The sequence below is a fragment of the Flavobacterium humidisoli genome, from assembly GCF_023272795.1.
In the GTDB taxonomy this organism is placed as follows: domain Bacteria; phylum Bacteroidota; class Bacteroidia; order Flavobacteriales; family Flavobacteriaceae; genus Flavobacterium; species Flavobacterium humidisoli.
Window position 1 is genome coordinate 4,688,114 of sequence record NZ_CP096829.1, and the last position, 15,826, is coordinate 4,703,939.

The window sequence follows — 15,826 nt, forward strand, 5'->3', positions numbered from 1 at the left end:
CAGTTTATTCTTTACTTTGAAAATTGTACTTTTACGAGAATTAAGTTTTTACTATGCCAAATCAGCAACTTATTTATCTCGATAATAACGCCACAACTCGTGTTGATGATAGGGTTTTGAATACCATGCTTCCGTATTTCACTGATTTTTATGCGAATTCAACAGGAACACATCTAGCAGGATTAACAGTAAAAGAAGCTGTTGAAAACGCAGCATGGCAAACGGCTGATTTAATAAATGCTCATGCTGATGAAATCATATTTACTTCGGGCGCGACTGAGGCAATTAATCTTGCAATTAAAGGTTTAGCCGATCAAAACCGAAAACATATTGTTACAATTCAAACTGAACATAAAGCGGTTCTGGAAACGTGTCGTTTTATGGAAAGTAATGGCTTTCAGGTAACTTATCTTCCAACTGATTTCGACGGACTTTTAAACCTTCAACTTTTAGAAGAAATAATTACAGATAAAACACTGGTTTTCATTGGAATGTTTTCCAACAATGAAACAGGAGTCATACAAAATATCAGCGAAATTTCTAGAATTCTGAAAAGCAAGAATGTACTTTTTTTATGTGATGCGACTCAGGCTGTTGGAAAAATTCTTATTGATGTAAAAAAACTCGAAATTGATCTTTTGACTTTGTCTGCGCATAAATTTTACGGTCCAAAAGGAATTGGCGCTTTGTATATTTCGGCAAAAGCCAAAGTAAAACTGAAACCTCAAATTCTTGGAGGCGGACAACAAAGAAAATTACGAAGCGGAACGTTAAATGTTCCCGGAATTATAGGTTTAGGAAAAGCATCGGAAATTGCTGTAAATGAATTAGAAAAAGATCAAAATAGAATTTCTCTATTACGAGACAAGCTTGAAAAAGGTTTGCTGCAATTTGAAGGTTCTTTTATAAATGGAAATGTAGAAAATCGAATTTACAATACTTGTAATATTTGTTTCCCATACGTAAATTCAGAACAGCTGATTTTGGCTTTAGGAAATATTTCTGTTTCAAACGGAGCTTCATGTTCGGCTGTAACTTCTGAGCCTTCTCATGTTTTAAAAGCAATGGGCTTGTCTGATGAAGAAGCTTTGAGTTCGGTTCGTTTCAGTTTGGGAAGATTTACTACTTCTGAGGAAATTGATATTGCTGTTGAGCGTGTTTTGAGTTTAGCTAGGCAGTTTGCCACGAAGGCGCTAAGACACTAAGTTTTTTTCTTTTTATCTGTTTTTTAATCTCGCAAAGTTGTAGAGAAGCAAAGATTTTATGAATTGCCTCCAGTTTTAACTGGGGGTATGATATTTAAATAGAGTTGAAGGCTTTAGCCAAACAAGACTTAGTTTGGCTAAAGCCTTTTCTATAAGCTGTCTTTTTTTCATCCAGCTAAAGCTGGACGCAATTCAAATCAAATTTCATGAATAATCTTTCTCGACTCCTCGCGTGCTATCCTTCCTTCGTCAGGATGACGAACTGGATCTAGAAAAGCCATTTGAAACAAAAACCTCTGAATGAACCTTTGCAACTTTGAACCTTTGAACCTTTCTCCCTTTATCTCAAGAAATCAACTTAAAATAATCTTCCTCTGTATCAATATCAATATTTCCTTTTTCGAAAAGAACTGAAACTACATCTTCAGCATATTTCCTAATCAGTTTTTTAGCGCCTTGCTGGCCTTTCAATTCCAGAAGATCTTGAAAGTATTTTTTGTGAAATAAAACCGGTGTTCCTAAAGTTTCAGAATAAGCAGAGGCCACAATTCCCTTTTGTGCCGTATGATGTTCTTTTATAAGATTTTCGAATATTAGACTGGAGACAAAAGGCTGATCGCAAACTGCTAAAACACATTGTTCGCATTTTGGATTTAGAAGCAATAATTGCTTAATTCCATTTGCAATTGAAGAAGACATTCCGTTTTCCCAGTCAGAATTAAAAGAAAATGTGATTTCGGATAAATGAAGCTTTTTTTCAATTAAATCATGGTTTGACCCCGTCACCACTATTACAAACGAATTTTCAACCTTCAAAGCTTCTGAAACGGTATTTTTCAGCAAAGTCGATTCTTTATATTCCAGCAATTGTTTGGGTCTGCCTAATCTCGAAGAATTACCTGCTGCCAAAATGATAATGCCTATTTTATTTTGAAGTCTATTCTCCATAATGAATTTCATCATGTATTTTGCCTTCTTTATATTTCAATGAAGTTCCTATTCTTCCTGAAGCTACAGCTTTTATTTCGGAAACAATCGACAAAGCGATTTCTTCTGATGTTTCTGTGCCAATATCAAGCCCAACTGGAGTATGAATTCTTTTCATCTGCTCTTCGCTTACTGTAATTCCTTCGATCAAAAGATCGTCCAGCATTCGGTTGAATTTTGACTTCGGACCTAGAATTCCTATATAATGAAAATCAGTTTTTAGCAGCTCTTTTAAAACTACTAAATCGTATTTGTAATTGTGCGTCATCAAAGCAAAATAGGTCTGATCGTCAATAACAATATTCTCTAAAAAATGTTCTGGATTTACTACCGAAACTTGATCGGCTTTAGGAAAACGTTTTTTAGTTGCATGCGTTGCGCGTCCTTCACCAATAGTAATTTTCCAGCCTAAAATTGAAGCCATTTTTACTAAAGGCTGAATATCGTTTCCTGCACCAGCAATCACAAGCGAAATAGAAGGTTTTATATATTCGATTAAAGCTTCGTTGTCATTTTCTTCCTGAAGTTTTTTCACTACAGAAGTTTTAGTTTTCAGCACCTCTTTTACATCCGAAATTAAATTTAAAACTTCATTATTATGATTTAAAACAGGACTGTCTTTTCTAAAAAACAAAGTTGTTCCAATCTGAAAAGCATTTCTTTTTAAAGAAAAAATGGTTACAATTACAGCTTCTTTTCTTTCTAATTCCAATTGCTTCAAAAGCTGAATTGGATTATTTGAAACCTCTTCATCAATATACTCAAAAAGAATATGAACGATTCCGTTGCATCCGAGCTGTAAACCAACTTCCGCATCATCTTCGTTATTCGTATTGTAAGTAACTAATTTGTTTTGTTTTTGATGGATCGAAAGAAGTGCTTTTCGTAACGCGTCGCCTTCCAAACAACCACCACTTATCGCTCCAGTCAATTCTCCATCTTCTGTTACCATCATGCGAGCGCCAGGCTGTCGATATGACGAGCCTTCAACTTTAACGACCGTTGCTAGAGCAGTTTTTTTTCCTTCGGATTTTGCTTGCGAATAGGCTTTAAGAATTTCGTTGATTTCTTTCATAGATACTCTTCATCAATAGAAACTTAATATTGATGCTACTTTTTATTAGCCTAAAAGTAAAAAAATATTACAAACTTAAACACTGCAAAGCCATTTAAGTTTGTAATATTCTATTTTGAAAAGTCCTATTTAAACTGCCTAAACTATTTTATTCATTTAATTCTAAAAAATAATTCAGATTAGATTTTATTATTTTTTTGTTTCTGTCTAGCAGATATAGTTTTTCGGGATTGTTACTGTAATAGCCGTAGTAAACTTGATCTTTTTCTGGCTTATCCCAGTTTAAAATATAGATTGTTCCATCAGGATCTTTTTCTAAACCTCTTTCGGTATTGATATTGCCTTTTTCTTTAAAGTTTTTTTCTGGCTGTTTTCCTTTGTATGTGCTAGATAATTGAAATGTATTATCTGCTACATCAATTTTCAGAATCGTTTCTATTCCTTCACAGTCTGCACATGGTAGCGTTCCTTCATAAACAGAAATAGTATCGGCTGGTTCGTATTTTTCATTATTAGCAATAGTATCTGTCAAAACAGCATTATTTTCATCTTTGCTATTTTTAGAATTACACGATGCTATAAGAGCTGACGCAAAAGCAAGAATAATTATTTTTCTCATAATATTTTTTTTTCAAATATAAGGAATATTCTTACTCAATCAACAGGCTAAAATTTTAAACCTACAGCGATATCACCCCCATAATAATAGCAGTCTGTACAGCTTCGGCGGTATTGGTCACTTTTAATTTTTGAATAATATTTTGCCTGTGGCGCCTTACAGTGTAAACTGAAATATGCATTTCTGTTGCAATTTGTTCGCTTTTATTTCCTTTTGCTACACTGGTCAGAACTTCTATTTCTCTTTTTGAAAGTATATTTTCTGTATTGTTTTTATATTTTTCTGGTTCGATTACCTCGCCAGTTTGAATATTAAAAATTTTTGCGTCAATTCCAGCTCGAGACTGTAAATCTGTAGAAGGCAGGTATAAGCATAAGGCAAGAGAAATGCTTCCGTTGTTAAATGTGTTCAAATAAATAGTCCGGTGATTTATATAGGTAATTTTATCGTTATAATCTTTCATTCTCAGACGACTCCAAGTACTGTAATTACTATATTCTTCTTTCGGAATTTCCTTTAAAAACTGATAAAAATTGAGTTCTAAAACATGACGTTCTACCAAATCGTCTGAATTGATTTTAGTAAAAATACATTCTTCAAAGGCAGAATCAATTACAGCATTTTCATCAGGAAGCCCAAAAATAGAGCCGAAGCTTCCCGAGTAAATATAACTTTTGTCGGATTGATAATCGGATAGAACAGCTACGCATTGCTCTATCTTGACATAATTGATAACGAATTGTTTGTACATTTCGATATCATTTGATTCTCCAATCTCAAATTTTTGTTCTAAAAACGTAGTCATTAATTGGTTTTCTACTGAAGAATTTTGAGGCATTACAAAATATAATTGGTTAATTTTAGGTATTGCCTCTTTATTGAAGCCATTCTATTTTTGGAAAACTAAAAATATCACTTTCTATCCCAAAAAAATAATCTATGAAAACATTTTTTTACCACGCCATTATCATCCTTGGTCTTTCTGCTTTAACGAGCTGCAATAATAAAAGCGAAACTGCAAAAACAGCTATGAAAGAAGGAACAAAAACAGATTCTGCATTTGTAAATGGTTCTCCTTGTGACATTAAATTATCTTCTATACATTTTACAAAAGCAGTTAACGGCGCAGATACTTTAATTAAAACCGAAAAAGACGAAAAAATTATATTTAAAGCTGGCGAGAAATCAGATTATTTTTCTGATCCTGATGGAAAATTATCCAATAACACTGCTCCAATGCTTTTGTCTAAAGTCGACAATACCAAACCTTTTACGCTTACCGCGAAAGTTACTCCTGAGTTTACAGAAAAAGGATTATACAATGCAGGTGTTTTATATATTTATGTGAATGACAGTTTCTATCAGAAATTCTGTTTTGAACAAGATGAAAGAGGAAACCATAGAGTTGTAACGGTTCGTACAATGGGTACTTCTGATGATAATAATCATGATGTTATAAAGCAGCCGTCTATTTACATGAAAATTTCTTCGGACACCAAAACGGTTGCCAGCTATTATTCTCTTGATAAGAAAAACTGGCAGATGGTTCGTTTATACAAAAATAATTACCCAAAAGAAATCTGGACGGGAATTAGCACGCAGTGCCCTGTAGATAAAGGAACTCAAAGCATTTTTGAGGAAATTAACCTGGAAGAAAAAAGCGTTTCTGATTTTCGCTTAGGAATCTAATTTTGATCTTTTAAGTTCTTGAACAAAAACAAATTGTTAGTGTTAACATAATCATTTTTTCAAACAGATGTATGATTTATATTACTAAGTTTTGTATTTTTATCAATAGCAAAATATATATTACCTAACTTAAAAATAAACTACATGGGAAAATTTGTAATCACTACTAGAGCCAACGGAGAGTTTCAATTCAATTTAAAAGCTGGTAATGGCCAGACTATTTTAACAAGTGAGGGTTATACAACAAAGGCAGCTTGTAACAATGGTATTGAATCGGTTAAAAAAAATGCATCAGATGATGATCGTTATGATAGATTAGAATCTAAAAGCGGCAAGCCATATTTTAATTTAAAAGCTGGAAATGGCCAAATTATTGGTTCAAGCGAAATGTACGAAAGTACATCGGCTAGAGAAAACGGAATTGAATCTGTTAAAAAGAATGCTCCTGATGCAACAATTGATGATCAAACAGCATAAATAAACATTTTATATAAAGAATAAAAAAACGAGGCATTAAAAGCCTCGTTTTTATTTTATCTATCTCCCATAACTCATTTCGATATCAAAACAAATAATCTAAATTCTATTTACTAATATCTGAAAAATATAGGAAAACTAGATTCTTGAGGAAATAATTCTCTTTATTTTTTAACTCTCAATTGATATAAAACAGAACTATGAGGTTTTAAATCAGCTGTTATTTCTTTTGATGCTGTTTTTGATTTCTCGCCCGTCCACATATTCAAAACTTCAGCTGAAGCAGAAATTCCTAAATCAGAAAGATTTACAGAAACTTTTTGCGAAGCAGTATCTGAGATATTGAACAAAGCCAGATATATACTGCCGTCTTTCGCATTTTTTGATGTCACGGCAATTTTCCCATCTTTCTGAAAAAGCTGTTTTACATCGCTGCTTTCGTTATGCATTTTTACAACCTCTTTATTCGTCAATAATGACAAAGTGTAAGCATCGTTGCTTGGCAAATCTCCTCCAAAAAACAATGGCGACTTGAAAATATTAAAAAATGTAATCAAAGTATATTGCTCGTCTTTCGTTAAACGTGTCATTCTATCTTCCCCTCTTTCTCCCCTTACTGAAATACGCCCTAACGGAATCATATCGCAATCTGGCCATGTTCCTGGTGCGATGTATGGATACCACTTTTGCGCCACATCCATCAAATGGGTAATATGAGGCCATGTATCCCAAACATCATCCACCATGCGCCACATATTGGCATGTGTACTTACGTGAGCTGCAGCCGAAATGGGCGTCTCTCCTGGCGAAGTGCTTAATACAATTTTTCGACCGCATTTGTCAATCGCATTACGAATTAAGTTGATTTCACCTTCATGATAAGGTCTTGACAAATCATCGATTTTAATGAAATCTACTCCCCATTGTGCGTATAATTCAAAAATAGAATCATAATATTCTTGCGCTCCGGCTTTGTCAGCAACAACGGTATAGTTGTCTCTCAGCCATTCGCATTGTAAAGCAGTAGAATAAACCTGATCTGCTGTAATTCCGTTTGCTCCTTTTATTGGCAGTTTATCTTCAACCGCTTTTTTAGGAATGCCACGCATAATATGGATTCCGAATTTCAATCCTTTTTTATGAATGTAATCGGCTAAAGGTTTAAAACCTTGGCCGTCTTTTGCTGAAGGAAATCGGTTAACTGCTGGCAGATATCTTCCGTACTTATCAATTACATAACGCGGATCGGTCTGGTTATAGCCTCCTGCTTTGTCGTTTTCTACAAACCATCGAATATCTACGACGATATATTCCCAGCCAAATTTCTTTAGCTCTTTTGCCATATAATTGGCATTGGCTTTTACTTCGTGTTCTTCGACTGTTGGCCCGTAACAATCCCAGCTGTTCCATCCCATTGGAGGAGTTTGAGCCCATTGTTTGAATTCTTCTTTTTGAAATGCTTTGGTTTGAGCATTTCCTACTGTTGATAGAAAAAATAATCCTATCGACATTGTAAATAAGTTTGTAATTTTCATTGCAAGTGTGGTTAAGTGTAAGTTACACACTTTAAAAGTAATAAAAAAAACGTACCATCCTGATTTTTTATTTTCTCACATGATCAATCTCATTTCAATGAAAACAAAAATGCAGAAAAGTTACCCTTTCTGCATTCCAATATAAATTTTAAAATATGAAATTACTCCAATAAAAATACAATCAATCCTCTGGCGCCATGCGCACCAAGAACCAAAGATTGTTCAATATCAGCTGTTTTCGATGGGCCTGCAATAAAAGTTCCGAAACCGTATTCCATGTTTCCAATTCTCCGATAAGCCTGCTGCATTGTTGGCACAAGATCTTTTTTATGAACGATAATCGCTAAATATTGTGCAATAAAGGGCGCAACTCGCTGTCCTAAAATATCATCTGTTACCCAAAGCCCACTATTTTCTGCTACGCCAAAATGTGCTTTTACCACCGTTAATTCAACATCTTGAAGCGAATGCGGATCAACTGTTTTCCAATCTAACGAGGCTATCTCAGAAAGTTCTGGAAGTGTTGTAATTAGTCTTTTTTCTAAGTTATAATTGGATTTGATGTAATTGATGATTTCATTATAATCAGCAACTTCAACTGGATCGCCACCAATTCCTTTTAAAACTGTTTTATATGTTTCTAATACATCAAATTGTTCAGAGCCTAAAAGATTTAGATCAGGCAGTTCTGCAACCTCCTTAGGCTGATTCAGTTTTATTCTTTTTAAAATTTCGCCTTTACTACTCATTCTTTTTATCTTTAGATTCTCTCGAATTTTTCTTGTACCATTCTCTAAAAGATTCCTCAGGAACATCAGGCATTTCGCGCTGATCGTACCATTTGTTCATCTTATTGTTGACCATTCCTGGAATATTCTTCATTACAAATCGGCCTGATTTTCCAGCAATATTAAATACCATAGGATTAGCTAAAACTGTTGCCATCGTTTTCATCGCTACCGTTTTTGCTGTTGGCGTATGCCCTTCTTTCACCAAAACCTGACGCCATTTGTACAATTGATCGTGAATATCAATTTTAACGGGACAAACGTTGGTGCACGAACCACAAAGCGTACTAGCAAATGGCAAATCTGCATTTTTGCTCATATCTAAATTTGGTGCCAAAATAGAACCAATTGGCCCTGCAACTGCATTGTGATAGCTATGTCCTCCGCTTCGTCTGTAAACTGGACAAGTGTTCATACACGCTCCACAACGAATACATTTTAGTGAATTTCTAAAATCTTCTCTTCCTAATTGTGTGCTTCTTCCGTTGTCAACAATTACGATGTGCATTTCTTTTCCGTCTCTTGGTTTCTTGAAATGACTTGAAAAAGTTGTAATAGGCTGACCCGTTGCGCTTCTTGCCAATAATCTCAAGAAAACACCTAAATGTTCTCTTTTCGGAATCAGTTTTTCGAATCCCATACACGCAATATGAACGTCTGCTAAATGCGCACCCATATCGGCATTTCCTTCGTTCGTACAAACCACAAATTCTCCAGTTTCTGCAACAGCAAAATTAACTCCGGTTAAAGCTACTTTTCTAGTCAAGAAAGTATTCCTTAAACTATGACGCGCCGATTCTGTTAAATACTGCGGATTGAAATTTCCTTTTTCGGTACCTAAATGTTCGTGGAAAGTTTCGCTTACATCTTCTTTCTTTAAGTGAATCGCCGGAAGCACAATGTGGCTTGGCGGTTCTTTTCGAAGCTGGACGATATATTCACCTAAATCAGAATCGATTACTTCAATTCCTTTTTCGGCTAAATAATCGTTTAAATGGCATTCTTCTGTAAGCATCGATTTGGATTTCACCATTTGCTTTACATCATGTTTGGCCATGATCGAATGCACTATTTCGTTATGTTCTTTGGCATCTGCTGCCCAATGCACAATTATTCCGTTTCGTTGAGCATTCGCTTCAAATTCAACTAAATAGTCATGAATATTAGAAAGCACATTAAATTTAATTTGAGAAGCTGTTTCGCGAAGCAGTTCCCAATCTTCAATTTGATGCGCTGATTTATCTCTTTTTGCACGTACAAACCAAAGTGTTTCATCATGCCAATTGACACGCTCTACGTCTTTATTAAACTTCGCTGCGGCTTCGCTGTGCGGTATTATTTTTTCTGAAGACATTTTTTTTAATTTAAAAGTCTATTAATTTGAAATTCCTTATAATCTTTTCAACACATAGAAACATAGTTTTTGTCTGTGCTGAAAGGCGTTTCACTTGTCTAAATACACATAGCTATGTGTACCAATATATTGGCTTAAAAATCTTTGACAATAAAAAAAAAATCTATGTTTCTATGTGTTAAAAACATAAAAGCATAGATTTTAATTTTCAAGTGAATTTAATATTTCAGCAATATGAATGGTTTTGATTCTGCTTTTTTGTCTTTTTAGAATTCCATCCAAATGCATTAAGCAAGACATATCGCCTCCAGTAATATAATCAACATCATGGCTTTCGTGATCTTTAATACGATCTTGTCCCATTTTCACAGAAACAGCTTCTTCGGTAACGCAGAAAGTTCCTCCAAAGCCACAGCATTCATCTTTTCTAGTTAAAGCAACCAAATCAAGACCTTCAATATTGTGCAATAATTGTTCTGGTTTAGAGAAAAATGGCGCATTTAATTCAGACATCTGCGAAAGCTTTAATCCGCGCTGACCGTGACAGCTTACGTGCATCCCCACTTTATAAGGAAATCTTCCGTCGATATGGTCAATTTTTAAAACGTCTGTTATAAACTCGGTAAGTTCATAAACCGTATTTCGAATTGCTGTTGCCTTCTCTTCTTGTTTTTCGTCATGTAAATGGTCTTTTACATGCAAAACACAACTTCCAGAGGGACAGACTATGTAATCAAATCCAGAAAAATTGGCAATAAAATTGGCATCGCATCCTTTCGTTAAATGCGCATAGCCACTATTGGCCATTGGTTGTCCGCAACAGGTTTGTCCCATCGGAAATTCGACTTCACAACCTAATTTTTGAAGTAATTCGTAGGTTGCGATTCCTACTTTTGGATAAAATTGGTCGACATAACAAGGTATAAAAAGTCCAATTTTCATGTTGTAGTATTTAGTGTGTTGTTCATTAGGCCTGTAGGGTAAAAAATGTAGAAATTACGTTTCTCAGCAAATTTACAACATACAGACCGTTTTTACCTAATGTTTATAGAATTTCAAGTCAATTAAATCATTCTGTATCGGTTTTGGATTCCAGTTATCGTGAATGGCCAATGCTGCACCTAACGCACTCGCCTGCGCCATCGAAGCGGCATATACTTCTACATCTGGAAAAGCTTCTGCCAATAAATTCATGTAAATCGAATTTTTACTGAAACCTCCATCTACAAAAATCTTTTTTACAGGACTGTTGTGAATCACCAAATTGGTAGAAAAAACCTGCTGTTCTACCAAATCCAGCATTAATTGATGATAAGCAGTTTCGTAATTTTTATAATAAGAAAGATCTCTTTTTTGAAAAGGACATTCTTTCAGAATATCGAAATTGTACTTTTTAGGATAGATAATCTGATAATTGAGCGCTCGCAAGTTGGCTACGATTTTTTTATCAAAATAAACTTCTTTGTAGGTATGAACTGGAACTTTAAAATGTTCTGCCAAACGTTTGGTTTGCACTTCGTGTTCGTTTCCAGCAAATAAACGTGCTGCTTTTACTGGTTTTTCGGTGTATTGCATGTAGCAAAGGCAATCGTTCTGCAATTCGTCAAAAGTCAGTGGTTTGTTGTTGAACGGATTTAAAGAAATACTCCAAGTTCCCGTAGACAGCAATACAAACGGTTCTGTAAAGTTGATTGTATAAGGTATAATTGCCGATGAACTATCATGAAGACCAACTCCAATGGCTAGATTATCACGAGTCATAATGACATCTTTTCCAAAATGAATTGGTGGTATTTTATCTGAAATACCTTCTTCTTTCAGCCATTTATGGTATTTCATTTTTTTGAAATTCCACAAATTCGTATGGCAGCCAATACTGGTAATATCAGCATAAGCTTCATTCGTTAAAAGAAAACTTAAAAATTGCGGCAAGTGCAGGCAGTATTTTGCTTTTTCGAAAATTTCGGGCTTTTCTTCTTTCAATCGGTAAATCTGCATTCCCGAATTTAAACTGCCCAAAACTGGAGAAGCTGTTTTTACAGCAAATTTTTTCTCTCCTTTATATTTTTCATAGAAATCAGCTTTTAAATCCTCTGGATAATCTTTTAGATAATTATACAGAGGAGTTAAAACTTTTCCGTTTTCGTCTATATAAACAAAACTGGCTCCGTAAGTGCTGAAATTGATCGCTTTCAAAACATACTCCGTAAGCTCTTTTATTTCAGATAATCGGTCTAAAATCCAATTTTTAAGTACTTCGATATCTTCACACGGAAATCCATCTTCATCTGTGGTTTCTTCCAGATTTACCGATTTCTCCCAGACAATTTTATAATTTTCGTTAAATAAAAAAACCTTTTTGTTTGTTTTACCAATATCAAAAATCGCAACTACATTCATTTTTTTAATTGTAAATTGTGAATTATCAATTGTCAATTTATAATTAACAATTAATAATTTATAATTATAATCCCGTTGCCATTGTTTTTAAACCTCTTTCTTCAATAAGATTTTGTCTTACTTGAATCGAACGGTATAATGCTACAGGGTTTAAAGCCGCTCCAGAACGAAGACGAGCTTCGGCAACTAATGCGCGAACATCTGTACGGAATGCATTTTGAAGAATTTCTTGTGCTTTTACGACGTCATTTTCTTCTTGTGCCTGCTCTAATGCTTTTCTATCTACAGAAAGTGCCTGAGCGTAAGCAATCATAATAGCTTCTACAGATTGCAATAAATCTTCTAATGGATCTTTGATGTTATGAGAAGCGTCGATCATCCAACCTAAATCTTTGGCGTGATTCATTCCTCTTGCATCCATTCCTTCTACCAATTCATTGAAAATCAAAAATAATTGATACGGTTTTAAAGCTCCAGCAGTTAAATCGTCATCGCCATATTTTGAATCATTAAAGTGGAATCCGCCTAATTTGTTTTCCATCAATAATAAAGAAACGATTTGCTCGATATTAGCGTTTGGAAGATGATGACCTAAATCGACTAAAGTCTGCGCTTTGTCGCCTAACTTTTTAACATACGAATAAGACTGCCCCCAATCTGCTACAGTCGTAGAATAAAAGTTAGGCTCCGCGCATTTATATTCTAAAAACAATTTCCAGTTTGAAGGCAATGCATCGTAGATTTCCTCTAAACTTTCTAAAGTATTTTGATACGCTTTTCTGAAGTTTAACTGTCCTGGGAAGTTAGAACCGTCAGCTAGCCAAATGGTTAAAGACTCAGAACCTAATTCGATTCCGTGTTTAACAACTTCAATATTATGAGCGATAGCTTGTTTACGAACCGCTTTGTTTACATTTTGTAAAGAACCATATTTGTAAGTGTGCTCAGAGCTTGCTTGATCTTGAAAAGTATTCGAGTTCATAGCATCGAATTTTAATCCGTGCTGATTTGCAAGTGTTCTGATTGCTTTATAATCAGTCGGGATATCCCAAGGAATATGAAGTGAAATGGCTCCCGAAGCATTGTTTAACTTGTGAAGCAAACCAACATCTTCAATTTTTTCTTCTATAGAACGAGGCTCTCCTCCTCCAGCGAAACGCCCGAATCTTGTTCCTCCTGTTCCTAAAGCCCAAGATGGAATTGCAATTTGAAAGTCGATTAATTTCTGTATAATCGCTTCTGTATCATTTATTTCTGACGCTGTAAAAACTAATTTATTCTGATGTTTTTTTAACAAATCTTCGTTATGAGATTCGATGTGGTTTGATGAGATTAACATAGTAATTTGATATTTTAATAGAGTTTACAAGATATAACTTTATACGCTGTGAACTCCCGTTTTACTTCACTTTTTTGTTAAGTTTTAGTTGTTAAAGCGAATTGTTATATGCTAAAAAAATCTAACGTTCGAAAGAATTCGAACGCTAGACCACAAAAAACCACTTTTGCTTAAACAAACTTATATAAAAAACCTAAACAATCTTTATCTATAAAAGCCCATTGCTACACCGCCGTCTACGTTTAATGCGTTTCCTGTAGATTTACCAAGTAAACCTCCAACAAAAGCATAACAAGCATTTGCGATATCATCAGGCAATATGATTTCATTTAATAACGTACGTTTCGCATAGTAAGCCGGAAGCTCTTCAACTGTTACTCCATATGCTTTTGCACGACCTTCTGCCCATCCGCCAGACCAAATATTTGAATCTGAAATTACGGCATCAGGATTTACTGTATTTACACGAATTTTGTCTGCTCCTAATTCCGCAGCCATTAAGCGTGTTAGATGCGCCTGCGCTGCTTTAGCCGAACCATAACCCGGATTATTCGGACCAGCAACTACAGCATTTTTAGAAACGATATTTACAATATCTCCTCCAAAACCTTGCTTACGCATTACTTCGATTCCGGCTTTAGAAACAATAAATTGTCCTTTTACCAAGATATCGTATAATCTATCCCACTCTTCTAAAGTATGTTCGGCAATAGATTTAGAAATACTGATTCCAGCATTATTCACTACAATGTCAACACCTCCAAAAGCTAAACAAGCTTCGTCTAATGCTTTTTCTGTACTCAACTCATCTGTAACATTCAATAAAGTGCTAGAAACGGCATCTTTACCAAAAGATTTAATAAACTCCTCAGATGCGCCTTGCAAACGCTCTTCATTAATATCATTAATTACAACACAAGCACCTTCTTGAGCGAATTTTTTAGCGATAGCTTTACCAATTCCGCCTGCAGAACCAGTAATTAAAGCTACTCTACCAGATAATGCTTTTGGTTTTGGCATACGCTGTAATTTAGCTTCTTCTAGTAACCAATATTCAATATCAAAAGCTTCTTGATGCGGTAAAGAAGTATATTCTGAAACTGCTTCAGCACCTTTCATTACGTTTACTGCATTGATATAATATTCAGATGCCAAACGCGCCATTGTTTTATCTTTAGCAAAAGTGAACATACCAACTCCTGGATATAAAATTACCACTGGATTTGGGTCACGCATTGCTGGCGAATTTGATTTTTTACAGGCATTGTAATAGTCTTTGTACATGGCACGATATGCTTCAAAAGCAGGAGCCAATTTTGCTTTTACAGCTGCAACATCAGATAAATCTTCGTTTGGATCTAATTCTAAAACCAATGGACTGATTTTAGTTCTTAAGAAGTGATCTGGACAAGATGTTCCTAATGGAGCTAATTTTGAAAGATCATTCGAATTAATGAATTCCAAAACTCTTGCATCGTCTGTATAATGACCAATCATTTGACGCTCTGACGAACAGAAACCTCTTAAGATTGGAGCTACTTTTGCAGCTTTCAATTTACGGTCTGCTTCTGGAAGACTGTCGATTTTCTTACCTCCAAAAACTGGACGTTTTTTTCCGTAGTTATCTTCTAAATAAGAAGCACATTTCTCGATTACTTCCAGCGTATTGATATAACTATCAAACGCAGTATCTCCCCAAGTAAATAAACCATGAGAACCTAACATGATTCCGCGTAGTTTTTTACCTTTTTTTTCTGCTTCTTCTAAACAAGCTCTCAACTGAAGACCAAGATCAAATCCTGGACGTTGCCAGCCTACCCAGCCAATTTCTCCGTTAAATAATTCTTCTGTGATTTTCTTTCCATCTTTCGCAGCAGCAATAGCAATTGCAGCATCTGGATGCAAATGATCGATATGTTTGAACGGAAGAAAACCATGTAAAGGCGTATCGATTGAAGGCGCTTTTGACGCTAAATCGAAAATACAGTGGTTGAATAATTCTACCATTTCATCTTCAAACTCAATACCTCTGTATACATTTTCAAGGTTACGAAGTCTGTCCAAATACAAAGCTGCACAACCAGATTTTGTCAACGTTCCAATATCACCGCCAGAACCTTTAATCCACATTACTTCAGAAGATTCTCCTGTAAGAGGATCTTTGTCTGTAATTTTAACAGAAGTATTTCCACCTCCGTAGTTGGTCAATCTTAAATCAGCCCCTAACAAGTTAGAACGATAAATAAAAAGCGCTACTTCATCCCCTGCTAATGCTGCTGCCTTAGCTTCATCCCAAAGGTAGCTTACATGCTTAAAATTCATATTATTAATTGTGTTTGTATTCGACATATAGTATTT

General features: G+C 35.0%; 14 protein-coding genes. 3 read left to right on the forward strand and 11 right to left on the reverse strand.

The window, feature by feature from the left end; all coding sequences use genetic code 11:
• Window positions 1–53: 53 nt before the first annotated feature.
• Complete coding sequence (locus tag M0M44_RS19835) at window positions 54–1,205, forward strand: cysteine desulfurase family protein (RefSeq protein ID WP_248727263.1); 1,152 nt, start codon at window positions 54–56, stop codon at window positions 1,203–1,205.
• Window positions 1,206–1,550: 345 nt separating this feature from the next.
• Here the strand turns inward: M0M44_RS19835 and M0M44_RS19840 are convergent, their stop codons facing one another.
• The 4 genes from M0M44_RS19840 to M0M44_RS19855 form a co-directional block, all read right to left on the reverse strand.
• Window positions 1,551–2,168: a nucleotidyltransferase family protein gene (locus tag M0M44_RS19840; protein WP_248727264.1), complete on the reverse strand. Its 618-nt coding sequence runs from the start codon at window positions 2,166–2,168 to the stop codon at window positions 1,551–1,553.
• On the reverse strand, window positions 2,143–3,267 hold the full coding sequence (locus M0M44_RS19845; protein ID WP_248727265.1) for an XdhC family protein: 1,125 nt from the start codon (window positions 3,265–3,267) through the stop codon (window positions 2,143–2,145). The genes M0M44_RS19840 and M0M44_RS19845 overlap by 26 nt, the downstream gene beginning before the upstream one ends.
• A gap of 148 nt (window positions 3,268–3,415) precedes the next feature.
• A complete protein-coding gene (locus M0M44_RS19850) occupies window positions 3,416–3,886 on the reverse strand; it encodes a copper resistance protein NlpE (protein WP_248727266.1) in 471 nt (156 codons plus the stop codon).
• Between the two features lie 61 nt (window positions 3,887–3,947).
• A complete protein-coding gene (locus tag M0M44_RS19855; RefSeq protein ID WP_248727267.1) occupies window positions 3,948–4,724 on the reverse strand; it encodes a response regulator transcription factor in 777 nt (258 codons plus the stop codon).
• A gap of 101 nt (window positions 4,725–4,825) precedes the next feature.
• Here M0M44_RS19855 and M0M44_RS19860 point away from each other — a divergent pair, with 101 nt between their 5' ends.
• Both M0M44_RS19860 and M0M44_RS19865 read left to right on the forward strand, forming a co-directional pair.
• Window positions 4,826–5,575, forward strand: a complete 750-nt coding sequence (locus M0M44_RS19860) for a DUF1349 domain-containing protein (protein WP_248727268.1) — start codon at window positions 4,826–4,828, stop codon at window positions 5,573–5,575.
• A 144-nt stretch (window positions 5,576–5,719) separates the two neighbouring features.
• A complete protein-coding gene (locus M0M44_RS19865; RefSeq protein ID WP_248727269.1) occupies window positions 5,720–6,052 on the forward strand; it encodes a YegP family protein in 333 nt (110 codons plus the stop codon).
• A 164-nt stretch (window positions 6,053–6,216) separates the two neighbouring features.
• On the opposite strand, the gene M0M44_RS19870 is transcribed toward M0M44_RS19865, so the two are convergent.
• The 7 genes from M0M44_RS19870 to M0M44_RS19900 form a co-directional block, all read right to left on the reverse strand.
• Complete coding sequence (locus tag M0M44_RS19870; protein WP_248727270.1) at window positions 6,217–7,587, reverse strand: glycoside hydrolase family 27 protein; 1,371 nt, start codon at window positions 7,585–7,587, stop codon at window positions 6,217–6,219.
• A 161-nt stretch (window positions 7,588–7,748) separates the two neighbouring features.
• Window positions 7,749–8,336: a LutC/YkgG family protein gene (locus M0M44_RS19875; protein ID WP_248727271.1), complete on the reverse strand. Its 588-nt coding sequence runs from the start codon at window positions 8,334–8,336 to the stop codon at window positions 7,749–7,751.
• Window positions 8,329–9,729 (reverse strand): lactate utilization protein B, encoded by a 1,401-nt coding sequence (locus tag M0M44_RS19880; protein WP_248727272.1) that lies wholly within the window; start codon window positions 9,727–9,729, stop codon window positions 8,329–8,331. The genes M0M44_RS19875 and M0M44_RS19880 overlap by 8 nt, the downstream gene beginning before the upstream one ends.
• Before the next feature lie 201 nt (window positions 9,730–9,930).
• Window positions 9,931–10,671, reverse strand: a complete 741-nt coding sequence (locus M0M44_RS19885) for a (Fe-S)-binding protein (protein WP_248727273.1) — start codon at window positions 10,669–10,671, stop codon at window positions 9,931–9,933.
• A 96-nt stretch (window positions 10,672–10,767) separates the two neighbouring features.
• On the reverse strand, window positions 10,768–12,129 hold the full coding sequence (locus M0M44_RS19890; protein WP_248727274.1) for an FGGY-family carbohydrate kinase: 1,362 nt from the start codon (window positions 12,127–12,129) through the stop codon (window positions 10,768–10,770).
• Between the two features lie 64 nt (window positions 12,130–12,193).
• On the reverse strand, window positions 12,194–13,468 hold the full coding sequence (locus tag M0M44_RS19895) for a sugar isomerase (RefSeq protein WP_248727275.1): 1,275 nt from the start codon (window positions 13,466–13,468) through the stop codon (window positions 12,194–12,196).
• Between the two features lie 204 nt (window positions 13,469–13,672).
• Window positions 13,673–15,817 (reverse strand): bifunctional aldolase/short-chain dehydrogenase, encoded by a 2,145-nt coding sequence (locus M0M44_RS19900; protein ID WP_248727276.1) that lies wholly within the window; start codon window positions 15,815–15,817, stop codon window positions 13,673–13,675.
• Between the last annotated feature and the right edge of the window lie 9 nt (window positions 15,818–15,826).